This window comes from Amycolatopsis iheyensis (assembly GCF_024703995.1).
In the GTDB taxonomy this organism is placed as follows: domain Bacteria; phylum Actinomycetota; class Actinomycetes; order Mycobacteriales; family Pseudonocardiaceae; genus Amycolatopsis; species Amycolatopsis iheyensis.
Genome location: NZ_JAMXQV010000006.1, coordinates 86,757 through 104,721 on the forward strand (window position 1 = coordinate 86,757; position 17,965 = coordinate 104,721).

Annotated in this window: 22 protein-coding genes; 13 read left to right on the forward strand and 9 right to left on the reverse strand. The window is 73.6% G+C overall.

Translation table 11 applies throughout. The features are described from left to right. Window positions 1-45: 45 nt before the first annotated feature. From M8542_RS12780 to M8542_RS50340, 3 genes are read right to left on the reverse strand one after another with little or no spacing between them, the layout of a single operon-like run. A complete protein-coding gene (locus tag M8542_RS12780; RefSeq protein WP_257920325.1) occupies window positions 46-927 on the reverse strand; it encodes a LysR family transcriptional regulator in 882 nt (293 codons plus the stop codon). Window positions 928-951: 24 nt separating this feature from the next. Then, the gene (locus M8542_RS12785) at window positions 952-2,076 is read right to left on the reverse strand and encodes a hypothetical protein (protein ID WP_257920326.1); all 1,125 of its coding nucleotides are present in this window, start codon (window positions 2,074-2,076) and stop codon (window positions 952-954) included. Beyond that, a complete protein-coding gene (locus tag M8542_RS50340; protein WP_257920327.1) occupies window positions 2,069-2,533 on the reverse strand; it encodes a type VII secretion target in 465 nt (154 codons plus the stop codon). Before M8542_RS50340 ends, M8542_RS12785 begins: the two co-directional genes overlap by 8 nt. Window positions 2,534-2,664: 131 nt before the next feature. On the opposite strand from M8542_RS50340, the gene M8542_RS12795 reads away from it, so the two are divergent. After that, complete coding sequence (locus M8542_RS12795) at window positions 2,665-3,300, forward strand: hypothetical protein (protein ID WP_257920328.1); 636 nt, start codon at window positions 2,665-2,667, stop codon at window positions 3,298-3,300. Window positions 3,301-3,325: 25 nt separating this feature from the next. Here the strand turns inward: M8542_RS12795 and M8542_RS12800 are convergent, their stop codons facing one another. Beyond that, window positions 3,326-4,240: a sigma-70 family RNA polymerase sigma factor gene (locus tag M8542_RS12800; RefSeq protein ID WP_257920329.1), complete on the reverse strand. Its 915-nt coding sequence runs from the start codon at window positions 4,238-4,240 to the stop codon at window positions 3,326-3,328. A gap of 90 nt (window positions 4,241-4,330) precedes the next feature. Here M8542_RS12800 and M8542_RS12805 point away from each other — a divergent pair, with 90 nt between their 5' ends. Together M8542_RS12805 and M8542_RS12810 are read left to right on the forward strand one after the other, a co-directional pair. After that, a complete protein-coding gene (locus M8542_RS12805) occupies window positions 4,331-4,741 on the forward strand; it encodes a cupin domain-containing protein (RefSeq protein ID WP_257920330.1) in 411 nt (136 codons plus the stop codon). After that, entirely contained in the window at window positions 4,741-5,592 is an 852-nt protein-coding gene (locus M8542_RS12810) for an NAD-dependent epimerase/dehydratase family protein (RefSeq protein ID WP_257920331.1), read from the forward strand. Before M8542_RS12805 ends, M8542_RS12810 begins: the two co-directional genes overlap by 1 nt. Window positions 5,593-6,005: 413 nt before the next feature. Here M8542_RS12810 and pdxR read toward each other — a convergent pair whose 3' ends face one another. Together pdxR and M8542_RS12820 are read right to left on the reverse strand one after the other, a co-directional pair. Continuing rightward, the gene (gene pdxR / locus M8542_RS12815) at window positions 6,006-7,391 is read right to left on the reverse strand and encodes a MocR-like pyridoxine biosynthesis transcription factor PdxR (RefSeq protein WP_257920332.1); all 1,386 of its coding nucleotides are present in this window, start codon (window positions 7,389-7,391) and stop codon (window positions 6,006-6,008) included. Window positions 7,392-7,431: 40 nt separating this feature from the next. Then, window positions 7,432-7,653 (reverse strand): hypothetical protein, encoded by a 222-nt coding sequence (locus tag M8542_RS12820; RefSeq protein WP_257920333.1) that lies wholly within the window; start codon window positions 7,651-7,653, stop codon window positions 7,432-7,434. A 58-nt stretch (window positions 7,654-7,711) separates the two neighbouring features. Between M8542_RS12820 and ligD (M8542_RS12825) the strand changes: the two genes are divergently transcribed. From ligD (M8542_RS12825) to M8542_RS12850, 6 genes are all read left to right on the forward strand, one after another. Then, the gene (ligD, locus tag M8542_RS12825; protein WP_257920334.1) at window positions 7,712-8,632 is read left to right on the forward strand and encodes a non-homologous end-joining DNA ligase; all 921 of its coding nucleotides are present in this window, start codon (window positions 7,712-7,714) and stop codon (window positions 8,630-8,632) included. A 246-nt stretch (window positions 8,633-8,878) separates the two neighbouring features. Continuing rightward, complete coding sequence (locus M8542_RS12830) at window positions 8,879-9,283, forward strand: STAS domain-containing protein (RefSeq protein WP_257920335.1); 405 nt, start codon at window positions 8,879-8,881, stop codon at window positions 9,281-9,283. 59 nt (window positions 9,284-9,342) lie between these two features. Next, window positions 9,343-9,762: a DUF6292 family protein gene (locus M8542_RS12835; RefSeq protein ID WP_257920336.1), complete on the forward strand. Its 420-nt coding sequence runs from the start codon at window positions 9,343-9,345 to the stop codon at window positions 9,760-9,762. A gap of 31 nt (window positions 9,763-9,793) precedes the next feature. Next, entirely contained in the window at window positions 9,794-10,765 is a 972-nt protein-coding gene (ligD, locus tag M8542_RS12840; protein ID WP_308210259.1) for a non-homologous end-joining DNA ligase, read from the forward strand. 32 nt (window positions 10,766-10,797) lie between these two features. After that, window positions 10,798-11,217 carry a hypothetical protein gene (locus M8542_RS12845; protein ID WP_257920337.1) on the forward strand — a complete coding sequence of 140 codons (420 nt, stop codon included), beginning with the start codon at window positions 10,798-10,800 and terminating at the stop codon, window positions 11,215-11,217. A gap of 95 nt (window positions 11,218-11,312) precedes the next feature. After that, window positions 11,313-11,654, forward strand: a complete 342-nt coding sequence (locus M8542_RS12850; RefSeq protein ID WP_257920338.1) for a DoxX family protein — start codon at window positions 11,313-11,315, stop codon at window positions 11,652-11,654. Here M8542_RS12850 and M8542_RS12855 read toward each other — a convergent pair. Beyond that, window positions 11,612-12,451, reverse strand: coding sequence for an alpha/beta fold hydrolase (locus M8542_RS12855; protein WP_257920339.1), 840 nt, complete (start codon window positions 12,449-12,451; stop codon window positions 11,612-11,614). The genes M8542_RS12850 and M8542_RS12855 overlap by 43 nt on opposite strands. A gap of 71 nt (window positions 12,452-12,522) precedes the next feature. Between M8542_RS12855 and M8542_RS12860 the strand changes: the two genes are divergently transcribed. Continuing rightward, a complete protein-coding gene (locus M8542_RS12860; protein WP_257920340.1) occupies window positions 12,523-13,653 on the forward strand; it encodes a hypothetical protein in 1,131 nt (376 codons plus the stop codon). Here M8542_RS12860 and M8542_RS12865 read toward each other — a convergent pair. Then, a complete protein-coding gene (locus M8542_RS12865; RefSeq protein ID WP_257920341.1) occupies window positions 13,608-14,630 on the reverse strand; it encodes an alpha/beta hydrolase in 1,023 nt (340 codons plus the stop codon). The two genes, M8542_RS12860 and M8542_RS12865, sit on opposite strands and share 46 nt — an antisense overlap. Before the next feature lie 151 nt (window positions 14,631-14,781). Between M8542_RS12865 and M8542_RS12870 the strand changes: the two genes are divergently transcribed. From M8542_RS12870 to M8542_RS12880, 3 genes are read left to right on the forward strand one after another with little or no spacing between them, the layout of a single operon-like run. Further along, window positions 14,782-15,447 carry a hypothetical protein gene (locus tag M8542_RS12870; RefSeq protein WP_257920342.1) on the forward strand — a complete coding sequence of 222 codons (666 nt, stop codon included), beginning with the start codon at window positions 14,782-14,784 and terminating at the stop codon, window positions 15,445-15,447. Next, entirely contained in the window at window positions 15,447-15,992 is a 546-nt protein-coding gene (locus tag M8542_RS12875) for a DUF6529 family protein (protein WP_257920343.1), read from the forward strand. Before M8542_RS12870 ends, M8542_RS12875 begins: the two co-directional genes overlap by 1 nt. 13 nt (window positions 15,993-16,005) lie before the next feature. Further along, complete coding sequence (locus M8542_RS12880; protein ID WP_257920344.1) at window positions 16,006-16,437, forward strand: Rieske (2Fe-2S) protein; 432 nt, start codon at window positions 16,006-16,008, stop codon at window positions 16,435-16,437. Here M8542_RS12880 and M8542_RS12885 read toward each other — a convergent pair. Next, entirely contained in the window at window positions 16,434-17,903 is a 1,470-nt protein-coding gene (locus tag M8542_RS12885) for a hypothetical protein (RefSeq protein WP_257920345.1), read from the reverse strand. The genes M8542_RS12880 and M8542_RS12885 overlap by 4 nt on opposite strands. Between the last annotated feature and the right edge of the window lie 62 nt (window positions 17,904-17,965).

The window sequence follows — 17,965 nt, forward strand, 5'->3', positions numbered from 1 at the left end:
ATCACCCGCGCGGGGGTCGCGTCCAAGACCTGACTCCACTGCGCGTTATCGGCTCAGGCTATGAGCGACTTCGAGGAACGCGCTCGCGGCCGGGGTGAGGTCGCCCGCGCGGCTGACCAGGGCGATGTGCAGGTGCCGCGCCGGTTCGAGGTCGAGGACCAGCGCGCCCGCCTGCCGGGCCAGCGTGGCCCAGGAGTCGGTGAGCACCGCGACGCCGACGCCGCCGAGCACCAGCGGCAGGATGGCTTCCCGGTGCTCGGTCTCGACCACTTCGGACAGTGCCACCCCGCTCGCCCGGATTTCGTCGACGAGCCGGCGCATCCCGGTGCCGGGCTGGCCGACGATCAGCCGCTGCCCGGCGAGGTCCTCGTCCCGCACGACGTCGCCCGGCGCGAACGGCCCGCCGGCCGGGCACACGAGCACGAACCGCTGCTTCCCCCACGGCCGCAGCTCGACGCCCGCGGCGGCCGGTGACTCGTCGGCGCCGAGCAGCCCCAGCTCGGTCTGTCCACTTCGGACCTGCCGGAGGACGTCGTCGGCGGTGAACGCGGCCCGCACGGACACCGACAGCCCGGGGTGCCGCTCGGTGACGGCCTTGATCATCCGCGCCAGCGGGTCGACGGCCTGCGACGGCATGGCCGCGATCTCGACCCGGCCGACCTGCAGGCCGGCCACCGATTCGACGCTCGAGCGCGCGTGGGCCAGCCCGCGCACGACCTGCCGCGCGGGCTCGATCAGCGCCCGGCCCGCGTCGGTCAGCACCAGCCGCCGCCCGATCCGGTGGAACAGCTCGCTCCCGAGGTCCCGCTCGAGCGCCCGCACCGCCTGCGACAGCGACGGCTGCGCGACGTACAGCGCCGCGGCGGCCTTGTTCACGCTGCCGTGGTCGACCACCGCGAGGAAGTACCGCAGCTGCCGGGCGTCCATGCGGGACAGTCTCGCAGCACCCGGTCAGACGTGCGCGGTCTTCCGCCCCGAGCTGCCGACGACGTCGAAGTCGCGGGCCTTGCCGGTCGTGTTGAGGTGGGCGATGTCGGCCTGCTCGAAGTCGACGTCCATGACCGGCGTGGACTTCTCCAGGTCGCGCCGGTGCTCGCTGGGAATGCCCCAGTCGTAGCGCTTCTGGATCTCGACGTGGTAGTCGATCTGGTCGCCGTGCTTCTCGCCGACCAGGCGGTACTGGAAGTGGTTGAACGAGTAGTACCAGTCCTGGCCGCCCTTGCCGTCCCGCTCGAGGTCGGGGGCGGTGGTCTGCCACTCGGTCGTGAACGGGCCGTCGGGGCGCTTGCCGAGGTCCGCCGCGTCCTTGTCGACCCGCTCCTGGAACGACGGCAGGTCGTCGAGCATGTCCTGCACCGGCGCCTCGACCGTCTTGCCGTCGCCGTCGAGGTAGTGCTGCAGCAGCCACGCGGCGTGGTCGTTGCCCTGCTTCACCAGCCCCAGCAGGACGACGTTGTGCAGCTGGTTCCAGACCCGCCGGTCGTGCTCGGTGGGCGGGAGCACCCCGTAGCGGCGGTCCTCGGTCTCGAAGTTGTCCTTCGTGCCGAAGACGACCTTGAGGTTGCGGGCCAGCTCCTCGTCGATCTCGGTGGCCTGCTTCAGGTGCGCTCGGATCTGCTTCTCGAGGCCGTCGGCGATGTGCCGCTGCTCGCCGAGCGCGTCGAAGTACCCGGGTGACACGCCCGGGGTGTCGTCCCAGGTGACCTGGCCCGCCGCGGTGACCGTCATGCCCTGTTCGCGGGCCTGGCGCTGCAGGTCGAGCACGGCCCGCTGGTGCCCTTCGAGGCCCTTGAGCCCCGACGTGCCCTCGCTGCCGTCGGCTTCGACGTCGATGTACTTCCGCAGCGCCTTGACCTCGGCGTCGACCGCGTCGAAGTCCCAGCGGATCCGCGCGCAGTACTTCGTCGCGGCCTCGCCGCCCTTGCCCGCCCACTCGCCGTCTTCGAGCGGAGTCACGACCGCGGCCTCGTAGGCGTCGCGCATCCGCTCGAGCTTCCGGTGGACCATCGCCCACTGCTCGGCGAACGTCTCCAGCCCGGCGACGTCCAGCTCCGTCAGCTGCCGGAAATCAACCAAGGTTCCGTCCCCCGCCCACGGCGTCGGCGCCGGCCGAGTCCGTCTTCGTGTACGCGTCGGCGCTGAGCCGGAAGTTCTCCGCGGCCTCGGCGAGCCGCTGGTGCAGGAGGTCGTTGAGCCCGTCCCAGCGCGACCGCAGCTCGTCGACGCTGCCGGCGAACGCCCAGCCCGGCGCGGACCGTCCCAGCGGCGCGAAGGTGTCGTCGGCCGCGCCGCGCAGGGCGTTCACGGCGACGGCGGTCTCGTCGCAGGCGTCGGCGCGCTGCCGCAGCCAGGACGGCGTCACCCCGATGTCCGGACCCCACGGCGGCACGCGCTTCGGCGGTGGCCCGGGGGAGGGGGACGGCGTGGGCTCCGGCGTGGGTTTCGCGTCGTGGTCGCCCGGCGACGGCGGTGGCGGCGTCACTCCCGGCGTCGGTTCGGACACCACGCGCCAGCCACCGTTTTCCCCTGCCACCACCGGACTCCCTCCCGAAGATCTTCCGCCAGGCTACGACGCGGACGGCGGCGTCCCGTGCCAATTCGGTGGCCGCGGTGGTGCCCGTTGCCTATGGTTTCGGCGGAGGACGAAACCAGGGAGGACACGGAATGCGGCTCGCCGGGCTGAAGTGGCGGGCGACGGTCAGCACCGCACGGCTGGCCGGCGTCGGCTACCGCGTGCTGCGTCCCGGCCGGCCGATCCGGCACGCCGAGCTGGTGGAGGACCGGTTCGGCGCGGAGCTGGCGGTGGACCAGGCCGCGGCGCTCGACCTCGCCGTCGCGTGGTGGCTGGCCGCACGGTCCCCGCACAGCCTCGTCCACCTGCCCCTGCGCTCGACCGGGCCGCTCGACCTCGTGCTGCTGCACCACAGCCTCGGGTTCCGCGTGTCGGGCTGGAAGCAGCTGCGGTCGCGGCTGTCGCCACCCGCGATGACCACCGTCACCCTGCCGCCCACCCCGTTCCGCCCCGTCGAGCGCGCCGAACACGAGCGGTTCTTCCACCGGGACTTCCGGGACCACCTCAACTACGCCTTCGCCGCGGACACCCTGTTCGTCATCGGCAGCCGGCTCGCCTTCGAACTCGCCGCCGAAGAAGTCCGCGCGCTGGCCGAGGACGCCCCGGCGCAGCTGGCCCGGGTGCCAGGTGACCACGTCTGCGCGGAAATCGGGCTGGGGCGGTGGGTTCCGCACCACCGGCGGAACCCGGCCGCCCAGCTCCACGTGTACCGGCGCGTTCTGCCCTGAGGAGTTTCCCGTGCGCAGAACACGATCAGCGCTCGGTCGCCGCCCGGAGCGTGGCCAGCTTCGCGGGGTTGACGACCAGGCAGATCCGGTCGATGCCCGCGGCCGTGGCGTCGACCCAGCAGGCCGCGAGCGGTGTCTCCCCGCGGAAGACCAGCGCGACGGCCTGCCCGTTCGCCTCGACGACCTCGACCTCGGCGTCGCGGCCGTGGATCTGGACCGTCCGCGCGAGGTACCGCGCCACGCGTTCCCGGCCCACGACGGGCTTGCGCGCCGCCGTCACGACCCCGCCACCGTCCGAGCAGGACACCACGTGCTCGGCCAGCATCGCCTGCAGTCCGGCGAGATCACCTTGCCGCGCGGCGGCGAGGAACGCCGTGAGCAGCCGGTCCCGCTCCGCCGGGGTGACGCGGCCGTCCCGCTCGCGGCCGACGCGCCCGCGTGCCCGGTGCCCCTTCCGGCGGGCGAGCTCCTCGCTGATGCCGAGGAACCCGGCGATTTCGCGGTACGGGTAGCCGAACGCCTCCCGCAGCACGTAGACGGCACGCTCCTCCGGGCCGAGCCGTTCGAGCAGCAGCAGGATCGCCAGCTCGAGGGCCTCGCCCCGCTCGACGGCGACCTGGGTGCCCGCGCCGGTCGGGACCGGCTCCGGCAGCCACGGGCCGACGTACAGCTCGCGCCGCGCCCGCGCGGAGCCGGCCGCGGTCAGCGCCAGCCGGCTCACCGTCGTGACCAGGAACGCCTCGGCGTTGCGGACGTCGGCGCGGTCGGCGCCCTGCCAGCGGATCCAGGTGTCCTGGACGACGTCTTCGGCGTCGGCCGCCGTCCCGAGCAGGCGGTAGGCGATGCCGAACAGCTTGGGGCGCGCCGCTTCGAAGGCTTCGACCGCCTCGGCGAGGTCTCCCGTCATCGCGTCGCGCTCCCCGGCTCGAATCCTGGACATTCGATGTACATGTTACGGGTCGAACCGGTCCACTGCGGCGGACCCGAAGTGGACCAGCGGGCCGGGGCGGGGGGTGCCTAGCGTGGAGGCATGACAGACGCACGACCGAGGACGAACTCGGTCCTCACCATGCTGGCCTCGCAGACGCCGGCCATCCCGGACGGCGCGCACGTGATGACGGCGACGATCGAACTGCCGCCCGGTGACGCGGGCACGCCGCCGCATCGGCACTCGGGTCCCGTGTTCGGGTACATGCTCGAAGGCGAGATGATCTTCGAGCTCGAAGGTGAACCCGAGCGGGTGATCAAGGCGGGCGAGGCGTTCTGGGAGCCCGGCGGCGACGTGATCCACTACCAGGCGGCGAACAACCTGGCCGGGGCGTGGAGCCGGTTCGTCGTGGTGATGCTCTGCGCGCCCGGCGAGGAGATGCTGACCTTCGTCGGCCCGGACGAGCTGGCTGAGCGCGCCGGCCGCCGCGCGCCGCGCCCGGGGCGGGTCTGATGCGCGTCTTCGTCGCGGGCGCGTCGGGCGCCATCGGCCGCCGGCTGGTGCCCGCACTGGTGGGGCAGGGCCACGAGGTGGCCGGGCTGACCCGGAACCCGGCATCGGCGGCCACGATCTCGGCGCTGGGCGCGACGGCGGTGCTCGGCGACGTGTACGACGCGGCCGGGCTCGCGGCGGCCGTCCGGACCGCGCGCCCGGACGTCGTGCTGCACCAGCTCACCGACCTGGGCGCGGGTGACCGGGCCGCGAACGCGAAGATCCGGGTGGTGGGCACGCGCAACCTGGTCGACGCGGCGAAGGCGGCGGGCGTGCGGCGGATGGTGGCGCAGAGCATCTCGTGGGCGTACGAGCCGGGCGCGGCGCCGGCGGCCGAGGACACGCCGCTGGACCTGCACGGCGCTCCGGACCGGGTCGCGACGGTGGGCGGGGTTTCGGCGCTGGAGGCGGCGGTCGCGGAGCTGCCGGAGTGGGTGGTGCTGCGGTACGGCACGCTGTACGGCCCGGGAACGTGGTACGAGCGCGGTGCCCTGATGGCGCAGCTGGCGTCGGCGGGCAAGCTGCCGGCGAACGCGGACGTGTCGAGCTTCGTCGAGGTGGAGGACGCGGCTTCGGCGGCGGTGGCGGCATTGGAGTGGCCATCGGGCCCGGTGAACATCTGCGACGACGAGCCGGCGGCCGGGCACGAGTGGGTCCCGGCGTTCTGCGCGGCGGTGGGGGCGCCGTCGCCGGAGCGGGTCGAGGCCGAGCGGACGGGGTGGGCGCGCGGGGCGGACAACACGCGGGCGCGGAAGGAGTTCGGCTGGGTGCCGGGCCGCGTGTCGTGGCGGGAGGGGTTTGCGGAGGGGTGATCACGGTGCGGCGGGGGAAGCAGGCGCTGGTCGGGTGGCGGGCGTGGGTGCGGGTGCGGTGGTGGGGAGGCGCTCGCGGCTGATGGCGTGCGTGGTGGTGCGGAGCCGGCGGCGGGGAGCCGCTCGCGGCTGATGGCGCGCGTGGTGGTGCGGAGCCGGTGGTGGCGAGGCACTCGCGGAGGGCGGCGCGCGGGCGGTGTGGGTCCGGCGGCGGGGAGGCGCTCGCGGCGGATGGCGTGCGTGGTGGTGCGGAACCGGCGGCGGGGAGCCGCTCGCGGCTGGTGGCGCGGGGGGCGCGGAACCGGCGGCGGGGAGGCACTCTCGCCGGATGGCGCGCGTGTTGTTGCTTCGCAGCCGCCCCTGCGGCGAGGCGTCCGCGCCCGAGCCCGAGCGCCGTCCCGCCCCCGGCGATCTCACCAGTGCGTGATCGCCGCCCCGCGAAGCACCTCTTCGAGCGTGTCCAGCGCCGCCCGCCAAGCGTGCTGCGGTGGCGTCCCGTACCCGATGATCAACCCCGCCTTCCCGCCCGCCGCGTGCCAGTACCCCGCCGCGTGCAAACCCGCCAGCCGGACACCCGCCGCGAGGCCGGCGTCCACCAGCCGCCGCTCCTCGTGCGCCGACTCCAGCGGGAGGAGCGCGTGCAGCCCGGCCGCCACGCCGTCCAGCGGCACGTCCGTCAGCGTGGCCAGGCGCTCGGCCAGCTCGGCGCGCCGCCTGCGGTACACCTGGCGGGTGCGGCGGATGTGCCGGTCGTAGTCGCCGCGGGTCAGCACCTCCGCGAGCGCCAGCTGGTCGGGTGCGCCGACCGTGGCGCCCGTCGCCGCGAGGGCGTCCAGCACCGGGATGCGCAGCCGCCGCGGCACCACCAGCCAGCCGAGCCGCAGGCCCGGCGCCAGCGCCTTGCTCGTGCTCCCCGCGAAGACCACCCGGTCCGGGTCCGCGGCCTGCATGGCCCCGACGGGCTGCTTGTCGTAGCGGAACTCGCCGTCGTAGTCGTCTTCGATGACGTACCCGTCGCGGTCCCGCGCCCAGGCCAGGAACGCACCGCGCGCCGACCGGCTCAGCACGACACCCCGCGGGTGCTGGTGGGCGGGCGTCAGCAGCACCGCCCCCGCCCGCGCCGGGATGTCGGCCGGGTCGGCGCCGTCCGGTCCGACGCGCAGTGGCGCGGTGGCCAGGCCGGCGCCGTGGATCAGCCGCCGGTGGTGCGCGAGCCCGGGGTCCTCCGTCGCGATCGTCCCGGCGTCGCGCAAGGCCCGCGACAACACCGCGAGCGCGTGCGTGAAGCCGCTCGTGATCACCACCGCCTCGGCTTCGGCGCGCACGCCACGAGCCCGCGAGACGTACGTCGCGACGGCCTCGCGCAACAGCCGTGAGCCCGCTGGGTCGCCGTAGTCCATGCTGCCGGTGTCCGCCGCGGCCAGCGCGCGCCGGACGGCCGCCGACCACAGGGAATGCGGGAACAGGCTGAGGTCCGGCCGTCCGGGCCGCAGGTCGACGACCTGCCGCACCGGGACGGCCCGCGGCGCGCCGGTGTGGGGGAGCGTGACGTCGGCGACGCGGGTCCCGGACCCGGTCGCGCTGACCAGCCATCCTTCGGCGACGAGCTGGGCGTAGGCCGCGACGACGGTGCCCCGCGCGATCCCCAAGTCATCGGCGAGCCCCCGGGTGCTGGGCAGCCGGCTCCCGGCGGCCAGCCGACCGGTGGCGACGGCCTCGCGCAGCGCGGTTTCGATCGACCGCGCCCGCGGCTCGGCGCCGTCGACGTCGATGTGCAGATCGATCCCCAGCTTGCCCACCGGGTCATTCTGCGGCATCCCGCCGGGCGCGGTTCTCAGGTCACTTCCGGCGCCCGAGCGCCTTCGCCCGGTCGTGCGCCCAGCCGGCGAGCACCACGCCGATCGCCGTCGCGACCAGGTAGCACACCAGCGTGCCCGCGAACCCCGCGTCCAGCCAGCCGAGCAGGCCGTAGTGCGTGTGGTCGAGCAGCAGCCGGATCGCGCCCTGCGCGCCGGCCACCGTCAGCACCGCGCCCAGGATCTGCAGCACGTCGAACTTCACGTCGTCCCCCTCCGTTGGTGGTACGAACGTATCACGAAGGCGGTGCTAGCGTGTCGGCGTGGTGGGGAGCCGGGTCACGGTGCAGGTCGGTGAGCGGCAGCTGACGCTCTCGAACCTCGAGAAGGTGCTCTACCCGCGCCACGGCTTCACCAAGGGCGAGGTGCTCGACTACTACACGCGGATCGCCCCGCTGCTCCTGCCGCACATCCGCGACCGGGCGATGACGTTCGTGCGGTTCCCCGACGGCGTCGCCGGGGGCTCGTTCTTCGAGAAGGACGTCTCGCGCCACGCGCCCGACTGGGTCCGCACCGCCCGCCTGGCCGTCGGCGGCCGGGGCAAGGACCCCGAGATCGTGGCCTACCCGCTGATCAACGACTTGCCCGAGCTCGTGTGGGCGGCCAACCTCGCCGCGCTCGAGCTGCACGTCCACCAGTGGACCGTCGACGCCGACGGCGAGCGGAGCACCCCGGACCGGCTGGTGTTCGACCTCGACCCCGGCCCGGGCGCGACCGTCGTCGACTGCTGCCGCGTCGCCGAGCGGCTGCACGACGTGCTCACCGCTGACGGCTTCACGCCGGTGGCCAAGACCAGCGGCTCCAAGGGCATGCAGCTCTACGCCGGTGTCGTGACCACCGACGGCGGCGAACCGTCCCAGTACGCGAAAGCCCTGGCCGAGCGGCTCGCCACCGAGACGCCGGAGCTGGTCGTGGCGCGGATGACGAAGACGCTGCGCCCGGGCAAGGTCTTCATCGACTGGAGCCAGAACAACCCGTTCAAGACCACCGTGGCGCCGTACTCGCTGCGCGGGCGCGACGAGCCGACCGTGTCGACCCCGGTGACCTGGGCCGAGGTCCGCGCCTGTCGGCACGTCACGCACCTGCGGTTCACCGCCGACGAGGTCCTCGAGCGCGTCGAGGACCTCGGGGACCTCTTCGCCGATCTCGAACACACCCGGGTGCCGATTCCCGCGTTCGGCTGAATTTCCGGAAACCGCAATTCCGCGTCGAATCCCGTCCGGTTCTGACAGTGGCGTCTCCCGCGCGCGGGGAAATTGTCGAAAGACGGTCGGGACCAGGGCACTTGATCGTCCCCTGTGGACTGTTGCACGTGCATCCGGCCGTGTCGGTGCACGGCCCGACGATCGGGATCTTTCCGTTGTGCGGCAAACTGGACGGAGTGGGTACGGTCTACGCGTAAACCTTCACATGAGCCGCCGGAGCCGGTCATGAAGATCCAGAAACCGCCGCGGCTTTCACGAGCCTTCGGCCGCAGTTCGCCGGGTGCGTTGTGCGAGCCGTTCTCGGTCACCACGACGTTCGCCGGTGACCGGTGCACGGTCGTCGCGGTGGTGGGCGACATCGATCTCGCGACCATCACCATTCTTGTCGAATGCGCGGAAACCGCCATCCTCGCGGGCGGCGCGGTCGTCGTCGACCTCGGTGCGGTGACGTTCTGCTCCGGGGTCGGCCTGCGCGGACTGCACCGGGTGCAGCGGCGCGCCGACGAAGCCGCCGTCCCGCTCGCCTGGGTCGTGCGCACGCCCCGGTTGACGCGCTTGCTGCGGGGGACCGGCGTCGCCGGCTTCTCCTGCCACCGGGATCGGGTCGGCGCGCTCGCCGCCGTCGGCTGATCCCCGGCTTTCCGGCCGGGCAGGGTGCCCGGCCGTGTTCCGCGGAAGAAAGGAAACGGGTGTCCGGCCTGATCGACACCGACCTCGAGTTCTGGTTCCAGCGCGGCCTGCGCGCGTACCTCGGCGAGGTGGCCAGAGCGCTCGGCTTCGGCTTCGAGTCCTGCACCGTGGACGTCGACGTGCCCGTCTCGGCCTACGTCGCGGTGGACTGGCGGCTGCGGCGCTTCCCCGAGCGCGACGTCGCGCTGCTGTGGGACGAGGTGCACGGCTGGGCGGTCGCCGTCGAGGCCGCGTGCGGGGAGGAGATGATCGTGCTGGCCTACCTCGGCGGCGCCGACATCCTGCCGCCGCCGCGGGTGATCGTGCGGTTCCTGGCCGCGTTGCGGGCCGGTGACCTGGAGCCGGACGGACCGGGATCGCCGGTGCTGCGCCGCGCCGGCAGCCACCAGGAGCTTCTGCCGCTGCTGCCGGCGGGGTGACGCGCCGCGGCCCGTGCTCCACACTGGACGGGTGACGATTCCGGACGCCGTGGCGCCGATGCTGGCCGTCGACGGACCTCTCCCGGACGACGACGGGCACGGCTACGAGTGGAAGTGGGACGGCTTCCGCGGGTGTGCCCGGGTCGCGGACACCGGCGAAGCCCGGATCACCAGCCGAAGCGGCAGCGACCACACCCACCGCTATCCCGAGCTGCGCGACGTCTTCGGCGCGGCGCTCGGCGGCCACGCGGCGGTGCTCGACGGCGAGGTCGTCGCGCTGAACGCGGCCGGCCGCCCGGAGTTCGAGCTGATGCAGCGGCGCGCGATGCACGAGCCGACCGCGAAGCTGCGGGCCGAGGTGCCGGTCGTCTACTTCGCGTTCGACCTGCTGCGGATCGGGAGCGAGCCGCTGCTGGACCGGCCCTACGAGCAGCGGCGGGAGCTGCTGGCGGAACTGCTGCGGCCCGCGGACGGCCGGCTCGTCGTGCCGCCCTTCTACACCCGCGCCGACCTGTCGCCGGACCAGCTGCTGGCGACGGCGCGCGAGCACGGCATCGAGGGCGTCGTCGCGAAGCGGCTGGACGCGCCGTACCTGCCCGGCGCGCGTTCGCCGTTGTGGACCAAACGCGCGCTGACGCAGACGCGCGAGGTGGTCCTGGGCGGCTGGCGGACCGGCGCCGGGCGTCGCGCGGGCACGCTCGGCGCGCTGCTGCTGGGCGGTTACGACGACGACGGCTCGCTGGTCTACCTCGGCGACGTCGGCACCGGCTTCACCGACGACGCGCTCGACCACCTCCGGGACGTGCTGACGCCGTTGGCGCGCGCGGCGAGCCCGTTCGCCACGGAAGTGCCGCGCGAGCGAGCCCGCGGCGCCCACTGGATCGAGCCGGCCCTCGTCGGCGAAGTCGTCTACCGCCGGGTGACCCCGGACCGGCGGCTGCGCCACACGGCGTGGCGCGGGCTGCGCCCGGACCGGACGCCGGACGAGGTGCGCGCGCCCTGAAAACTGTCGGTGGCGTGTGCTTGGCTCGGCCGATGACGACTTCGGTCCTGCACGCGCCACCCACCCGCATCCGGCGGGCGAACGTCGCCGTGGTGGAACAGACGGCGGCCGACGAACTGCCGGCGATCCAGGCGCTCTGGCCGGCGTTCGAACGGGTGGTGGGGTTGCGCGGGCGCCGGATGTTCGCGCGCGTCGACGAACGAGCCGGCACCTACACCGTCTGCACGCCGGTCAAGCCCGGCGACGAAGACCTGGGCTTGGCCACCGGCGTGCTGCCCGGCGGCTGGTACCTGCGCGGCGCGTTGCTCGGCGACCCGGCAGTGATCTACGGGCGCATCGCCGACGGCATGGCCGAGCTCCGGCGGGTGGCCGCGGTGGCGAAGGAGCGGCCACTCGTCGAGTACTACCGGCGCCACGGGCACATCGAGCTGTGGGTTCCGATCGTGGTGTGACCGTCGTCACGGCTTGTCACATCGTCCCCGAACCCGGAGTCGAGGCGGTGACGGACCCGGAACCCCGGCGTCCGCGCTGTCCCGGAGGAGCTCCGATGTCCACCGCATACCTGATCGTCACGCTCGTCGGCGCCGCACTGGCCGGGTTCTCGGCCGTTTCGGTCTTCACCCGGGCGAAGTGGGTCGTCGAGCCGATCACCTCCTACGGCGTGCCGCAGGCGTGGTGGCCGTGGCTGGGCGCGGCCAAGGCGGCCGGCGCGGTGGGGCTGCTCGCGGGCCTGGTCGTCCGCCCGATCGGCGTGGCGGCGGCGATCGGGCTGGTCCTGTACTTCCTGGGGGCGATGGTCACGGTGGCCCGCGCGCGGTCGTACGGGCACCTGGCGTTCCCGCTGATCTACATGGCACCTGCGGTGGCTTCGCTGGCGCTGGTGTCCTGATCGGACAGCCAGGCGAGGGCGTCGGCGGCGTGGCCGAGCACGGAGAGGTGCCCGTCGCCGGGTGCGTGCCGCAATTCGGCACGCGGGCACCGGCCGGCGAGCCAGGCGCTGTGGTGGGCGGGGACCATCCGGTCGTCGTCGCCGTGCAGGAGCAGCACGGGCGCGGCGATCCGCGCGGGATCGGCGCCCCACGGCGAGACGTAGGCGAGGTCGTCGTCGACGAGCCCGCCGATCCCCCCGGCGAGCGCCCCCTGGACGACGTCGTCCAGCCACGACTGGGAACCCTTGAGGGCGGCGAAGTCCCGCTCGGTGAAGACGGCCGGATCGAACTCGGCGCCGGCTTCGTACTCCTCCTTGGCCGCCCGCCCGGCGGTGGCGGCCTTCAACGCCCCGGGACTGGCCATCCCGTCGAACCACCCATCGTCGTGAAAGGGCGCGACGGCGGCCAGGCTCGCGACGGCGACCACCCGGTCCGGCAGGAGGGCGGCGGTGGCGAGGGCGTGGGAGCTGCCACCGGAGTGCCCCATGACGGCAAAGCGCCCGACGCCGAGCGCGTCGGCGGCGGCGGTCGCCCACCCGGCGGCGTCACCGACGGTCCGGCGCGGCGTCGGGGTGGAGGTGCCGTAACCCGGGCGGTCGTAGGAGATCCAGCGGATCCCGGCCGCGGGGAACGGGGGCGGCGTGCCGAGGTTGGGGGTGCCGTGGTGCCAGAGCACGGTGAGCCGCGCGGGGCCACCGGTGTCGTAGAGGTGCAGGGTGCGGCCGTCGGGGAGAACCAGATCGCGCTCGGTGACCATGCGGCCGAGCGTAGCCCGTAGGCGAATCGAGACATCCCGGACGTAACTGCCGGCCGTGACGAGGTGACCCGATGAACGAAGAACTCGACACGGTCGCGAAGACGCTGCGCGAGGTCCAGGTCGCGGTCGGCAAGCTCGAGGGCGTGGAAACCAAGCGCCGGTCGGCGCGGGTGCTGGTCGCCGCGGCCATCGTCGCGGTCTTCGTGCTCGCCGGGGCCGCCGTCGTCGTACTCACCTTCTTCGAGTCCGGTGGTCTCCACGCCGACGAGACCACGGCACTGCTGCTGGCCGTGCTGCTGTTCACGCCGTTCATCCACCAGCTGAAGATCCTGGAGTTCGGCGGCGCGAAGGCCGAGTTCGCCGTCCCGGCCGCCGAGACCTTGCGTGGCCTGGTGGAGGCGCTGACGAAGGTCGACGGCGCGGTCACCCGGCTCGTCCAGGAGAAAACCCTGAACGCCGCCGGCCAGGAAGGGGAGGACGAAGCGACCTGCGTCGTCCGGTCCAGTGGCGTACCGGCTGCGGATGGCCCGTCACTCGCTCAGGTGCTCTGGCTGGACGCCGGCCCCAAGGCACCCGCCTACGAACGGGACGCCGTGGCCCGGCTCTTCACCGTCGTCGCCGAAGACGACAAGCGGGTCGCGCGACAGCTGTGGCGCAGCGGCGCGTTCGACGCCGTTGTCATCGCGGGTACGGCCCCGGCGGTCGTGAAGGAATTCGCCGAGCTGAACCCTCGCGGCGAAGTGATCCTCTACGCCCCGCCCGACGCGGTGGTCGAGCAGGATCAGCTCGGCAAGGCGACCATCGCGACGTCCACCGACCGGCTGGTGAAGATCTTGCGCCGGGTGGCGGGCAAGCGGTTCGACCAGGAGGTTCGGGCCCGGGTCGCCGACGAGGGTGCGCAGATGGTCGACGACCGGCCGGACGTCGACTACCTGGCCGACTTCGGGGACGGGCACCGGATCGCGCTGGAAACGGCGCACTGGTTGCGCCAGCCGACGGCCGCGGCGCTGCAGGCGAGGATCGACAAGCTGGCGAAGGCCGTCGAAACCGGGGAGGCGGCCGAGGCATACCTCGTCACCCCGAAACCGGTCACCAAAAGCAAGCTCGAGGCGATCACCAACCCGGCCGAAGTCGCGGTGCTGACCTTCGACGAGCTTCAGCGAGCCAACCTCTCCGCCAGCCAGGCCAACGAAAGCGGATAACGGTAGTCGATCGCCCCGTGGCCGGCGTCGAAAAGCTCGAAGTACAACCGCTCCGCCGGCAACCCGGCCTTCAGGACCTCCGCCCGGAACGCCTCCGCCCCGACGTCGAGGTAGTACTCGTCGCTCGTTCCCGCGTCGATCCACACGGCGCGGAACGACGCGATCGCCTCGGCGTGGTCCGGTGCCATCCGGACCGGGTCCCAGGCCAGCCAGCGTTGCCACACCTCCGGCCTCAGCACGCCCGTCGCCGGGTCGAACGGGAGCTCCGGGGTGCCGTCCGGGGCCGGTGAGAAGCACGCCGAGACGCCGATCAGCTGGAGCAGCGTCGGGTCCTCGGGTTTCGTGAACGCCGGGCGGGTGTGGAAGTCCGCCCACCACGCCTGGATGTCCTGGTCGTACTTGCGCAGGGCGCGGACCGCCGCGCCGAAGTCCGGGACGTAGCACAGCTCGTACAGCGAGTCGCCCGCGTGGGTGGCCAGTGCGCCGAACAGGTCCGGGCGCAGCATCGGCGTGATCATCGCGCCGAAGCCGCCCGAGGACTTGCCCGTGATCGCGCGGGACTCGCGGTCCGGGATCGTGCGGTAGTGCTCGTCGACCCACGGCACGATCTCGTCGCACAGGTACGAGTGGTAGCGACCGGTGCCCGGCGAGTCGACGAACTGTGAGCCGCCGTACGCCGTCCACGCGTCGACGTACACCACGACGCAGCCCGGTGCGCCGTTCGCGAACACCGCGTCCGCCGTTTCCACGAACGGCCGGCGGAACGGCGTCCGGTTGGCCCACATCGCCAGGTGCCCGGTGTAGCCCTGGATGACGTACACCGCCGGGTACCGCTCGTCGCCGTCGTCGTAACCCGGGGGGACGTACACCCACAGCGGACGCTCGTGCGGGTCGCCGAGCGGGTTCCCGCGCAGCAGCGTGGATTCGACGGTGTGCCGGTCGAGCCGGCCGGCGAAGTCGCCGTCCCAGGGCAGCATGCCGCCAGTCAACCACGCCGAACCGGTTGCAGGAGCTAAGCGATACCTCTTTTCCACGCGTAGCGTTGAGCCGCTTCGGCTCGACGCCCGTGTTATGGGCACGGTGGTGGGTCAGGGGAATGCGGGGAAGACCATGGAACATCCAGGGCCGTTGGTCACATTGCTGGCGGGCGTCGTGCTCGCCGGCGGGATCGGCATCGTCACGGCGGTGACGGGGACCGGCGTGCCGCCGGTCGCCGGGGCCGCGAGCGCGGTGGGCGCCGCCGGCGCGCCACCCGCGACGACCAAACCGGCGGAAGCGCCGAAAGCAGCACCCCCGGAAGCGCCGGCGGCGCCCGCCCGCGCGGACTACGCCGGCCGGGTCGTCGGCGGCGGCGCGTCCGTCGCGGTGTCGGTGCGCGACGGGTACGCCATCGCGTACCTGTGCGACGGCAAGAAGGTCGAGGCGTGGCTCCAAGGCGTGACGACCGGCGGGAAGCTGAATCTCAAGGGCGCAAAGAACGCCAGCCTGACCGGCAGCTTCGACACCACCGCGGTCACCGGGTCGGTGACCGCGGCCGGCCGGACGTGGCAGTTCACCGCCCCGACGGCGAAGAAGCCCGCCGGGCTCTACCGCGCGACGCCGAAGGTGAAGGGCAAGACCGCGAAGGTCGGCTGGATCGTCCAGCCCGACGGCAGCCAGGTCGGCATCCTCACCACCGACGAGGACTCCGTCGCCGCTCCGGTGCTCGACGCGGCGGCGGGCCGGGCGAGTGTCGACGGCGCCCCGGTGACCGCCGAGCCGATCAGCGGCCTGGCCGGGACCGGTGACTTCTGATGACCACGGCGAGCAACCGGACCGCGGTCGCGCTCCTGGTCCCGCTCGTGGTCGGCGCCGTCGTCGCGGTGGTGCTGGGCGTCTACGGCAGCCTGCACACCCCGACCGGCGTCGCGGTGAACCTCGCGGGCTTCTCCAGCACGCAGTCGGTGAAGGCGTGGCTCGCGACGGTCGTCGTCGTGCTCGCGATCGTGCAGCTGCTCTCGGCGCTGAAGATGTACGGCAAGCTCGGTGGCGCCGCGCCCGCGTGGGTCGCGCCGGTGCACCGCTGGTCGGGCCGGCTGGCGTTCCTCGTCTCGATCCCGGTCGCGCTGCACTGCCTCTACGCGCTCGGGTTCCAGTCGTTCGACACGCGGGTGCTGCTGCATTCGCTGCTGGGCTGCTTCTTCTACGGCGTGTTCGTCGCGAAGATGCTGCTGCTGCGCAAGAACGGCGCGCCCGGCTGGTCGCTCCCGGTCGTCGGCGGGCTGGTCTTCACCGCCCTGGTCGGGCTGTGGCTGAGCGCGTCGCTGTGGTTCTTCACCCAGTCGGGTTTGACGTTCTGAGGGGGGACGGACGATGACGCGGAACGACGACCTGGAGCCGACGGTGGCCAGGCGGACGGCGATCGCGGCGGCGGGCCTGGGCCTGGTCGCCGGCTGCAGCACCTACGGCGGCGCCGCGAGCCCGCCGCCGGCCGCTCAGCCACCCAAGGCGGCGGGCGGGACCGAGCTCGGCGCGGCCGCCGACGTCCCGGTGGGCGGCGGCAAGGTGTTCGCGGACCAGCAAGTGGTGGTGACCCAGCCCGAGGCGGGCACGTTCGCCGCCTTCTCGGCGATCTGCACGCACCAGGGCTGCACGGTCGACGCGGTCACCGGCGGCACGATCAACTGCCCCTGCCACGGCAGCAAGTTCAAGATCGCCGACGGCTTGGTGGCCAACGGTCCGGCGGCGCAGCCCCTGGAGAAGAAGACGGTCAAGGTCACCGGCGGCAAGATCGTCCTCACCTAGGTGTAGGCCTTCGCGATCGTCCGTGCCTCGATCGTCCACAGTGGATTCGACGTGTCCGGTGCGCCACGCAGGACGGTCCGCCCGTCCGCGCAGGCGTACCGGACGTCCGGCGCCGCGCCGACCGCGAGGCACTGCTGGCCGTTCTCCAGGGTCAGCAGGAAGGGATCGGCCGTCCCGCCCTGGTCCGGAGGCGCCGGCAGGGCGCCGGGGTGGGTCAGGAGCACGGCCTTCGTCGCCGACGTCGGGCAGACGACCCGCGGGCCCGTCTCGGCGAAGCACGGATCGTACGTGACACCAGCGGCCGAGCAGCGGTAGGCGTCGTGGCGGCCGGTCACCGCGGACACGGCGTCGCAGCGGCCCGTCACGCGGGCGGTCGGCCGCCCGGCGCCCGGCCGGTACTCGACGGTCTGCGTGAACCGCTGCGCGCGGCTGATCGTCACCGCCACCGTGAAAGCGGGGCCGGTCAGGGCCAAGGCGCCGGTCACCGGACCGATCCCGGCGGTGAGGAGGCCGCGCACGACGTCGCCGCCGTCGAGGTGGCACGGCCGCAGGGCCGCCCAGGCGTCGGCCGCGCCGGCACCGGCGTCCGCGGCGCAGGTCAGCACGTCCGGGGCCGGCTCGGGGGCGGTCGTCAGCCCGAACAGCGCGGCCGCGCGGTGGGCCACCGAAGCCAGCGCCACGCCGAGCGCGGGGCCGGGTTCGGCGTCCCCGCGGATGCTCGCCGGCAGCCGCGCGAAGGGGACGTCGAAGGTCTCGGTGGACCCGGGCCAGAGGAGGTCCCGCTGACGCGGGCGGCCGAACAGCTGCACGGGGGAGGTGGCCGCGGCCGTGGTCCGGGCGGCCGGTTCGGGCCAGCCCGGCGGCAGGGTGAGCCGGTAGGGCACGCGCGCGTGCGAGATCAGCGTGATGCTCGCGCGGCCGTCGCCGGCACTCACGCAGGTCCACACCGGTCTCGCCGGACCCGGCTCGACGGTCACCCCGCCGGCACTCGAGGCGCGTCCCGCGCACTCCGGTCGTGGCCCGGGATCCGGCACGACAGCGCGGGCGAGCGCGGCGAGGTCGAGCAGCCCGCCCCAGTAGGCGCCGGGCCGGTCGACGTCCGCGACGACACGCCGGCCGTCGAACCGGGCGGGCGCGAGCCGGGTCCCACCCGCGGTGACGAGCACGGGCACGAACCCCGGCGACGGCGCCGCGGCGACCGGGATCCGCACCCGCGGCCGCCCGCTGCCGAAGCCGAGTTCGACACCGTCGCCGACGCCGCGCGTCATCGGCACCGCGATCGCCGGCACCGGCCGCACCCCGGCCCCGGCGGGCGCGTCGACCTCGATCCCGCCGGCGGTGAGTGTTCCACCCGGACTGTCCGGTGGGGAGAACCGTTGCTGCACAAGGACTCCCACGGCACCGAGGAGCAGGACGACCACGGCCGCGGTGAGCGCGAGCCGGGCCCGCCGGTTGTCGGTGGCCATCGGCGCCTCCCTGGAACACTTGCTCTTCGCGAGTCACCGGAGCCGGCCTGGTCGTTAGCCGC

What these genes read in the sequence shown, in the direction of transcription:
- M8542_RS12780 (WP_257920325.1), bottom strand. Translation starts at nt 927, where the DNA reads ATGGACGCCCGGCAGCTGCGGTACTTCCTCGCGGTGGTCGACCACGGC.
- M8542_RS12795 (WP_257920328.1), top strand. Translation starts at nt 2,665, where the DNA reads ATGCGGCTCGCCGGGCTGAAGTGGCGGGCGACGGTCAGCACCGCACGG.
- M8542_RS12800 (WP_257920329.1), bottom strand. Translation starts at nt 4,240, where the DNA reads ATGTCCAGGATTCGAGCCGGGGAGCGCGACGCGATGACGGGAGACCTC.
- M8542_RS12805 (WP_257920330.1), top strand. Translation starts at nt 4,331, where the DNA reads ATGACAGACGCACGACCGAGGACGAACTCGGTCCTCACCATGCTGGCC.
- M8542_RS12810 (WP_257920331.1), top strand. Translation starts at nt 4,741, where the DNA reads ATGCGCGTCTTCGTCGCGGGCGCGTCGGGCGCCATCGGCCGCCGGCTG.
- M8542_RS12830 (WP_257920335.1), top strand. Translation starts at nt 8,879, where the DNA reads ATGAAGATCCAGAAACCGCCGCGGCTTTCACGAGCCTTCGGCCGCAGT.
- M8542_RS12845 (WP_257920337.1), top strand. Translation starts at nt 10,798, where the DNA reads ATGACGACTTCGGTCCTGCACGCGCCACCCACCCGCATCCGGCGGGCG.
- M8542_RS12850 (WP_257920338.1), top strand. Translation starts at nt 11,313, where the DNA reads ATGTCCACCGCATACCTGATCGTCACGCTCGTCGGCGCCGCACTGGCC.
- M8542_RS12855 (WP_257920339.1), bottom strand. Translation starts at nt 12,451, where the DNA reads ATGGTCACCGAGCGCGATCTGGTTCTCCCCGACGGCCGCACCCTGCAC.
- M8542_RS12860 (WP_257920340.1), top strand. Translation starts at nt 12,523, where the DNA reads ATGAACGAAGAACTCGACACGGTCGCGAAGACGCTGCGCGAGGTCCAG.
- M8542_RS12865 (WP_257920341.1), bottom strand. Translation starts at nt 14,630, where the DNA reads ATGCTGCCCTGGGACGGCGACTTCGCCGGCCGGCTCGACCGGCACACC.
- M8542_RS12875 (WP_257920343.1), top strand. Translation starts at nt 15,447, where the DNA reads ATGACCACGGCGAGCAACCGGACCGCGGTCGCGCTCCTGGTCCCGCTC.
- M8542_RS12880 (WP_257920344.1), top strand. Translation starts at nt 16,006, where the DNA reads ATGACGCGGAACGACGACCTGGAGCCGACGGTGGCCAGGCGGACGGCG.
- M8542_RS12885 (WP_257920345.1), bottom strand. Translation starts at nt 17,903, where the DNA reads ATGGCCACCGACAACCGGCGGGCCCGGCTCGCGCTCACCGCGGCCGTG.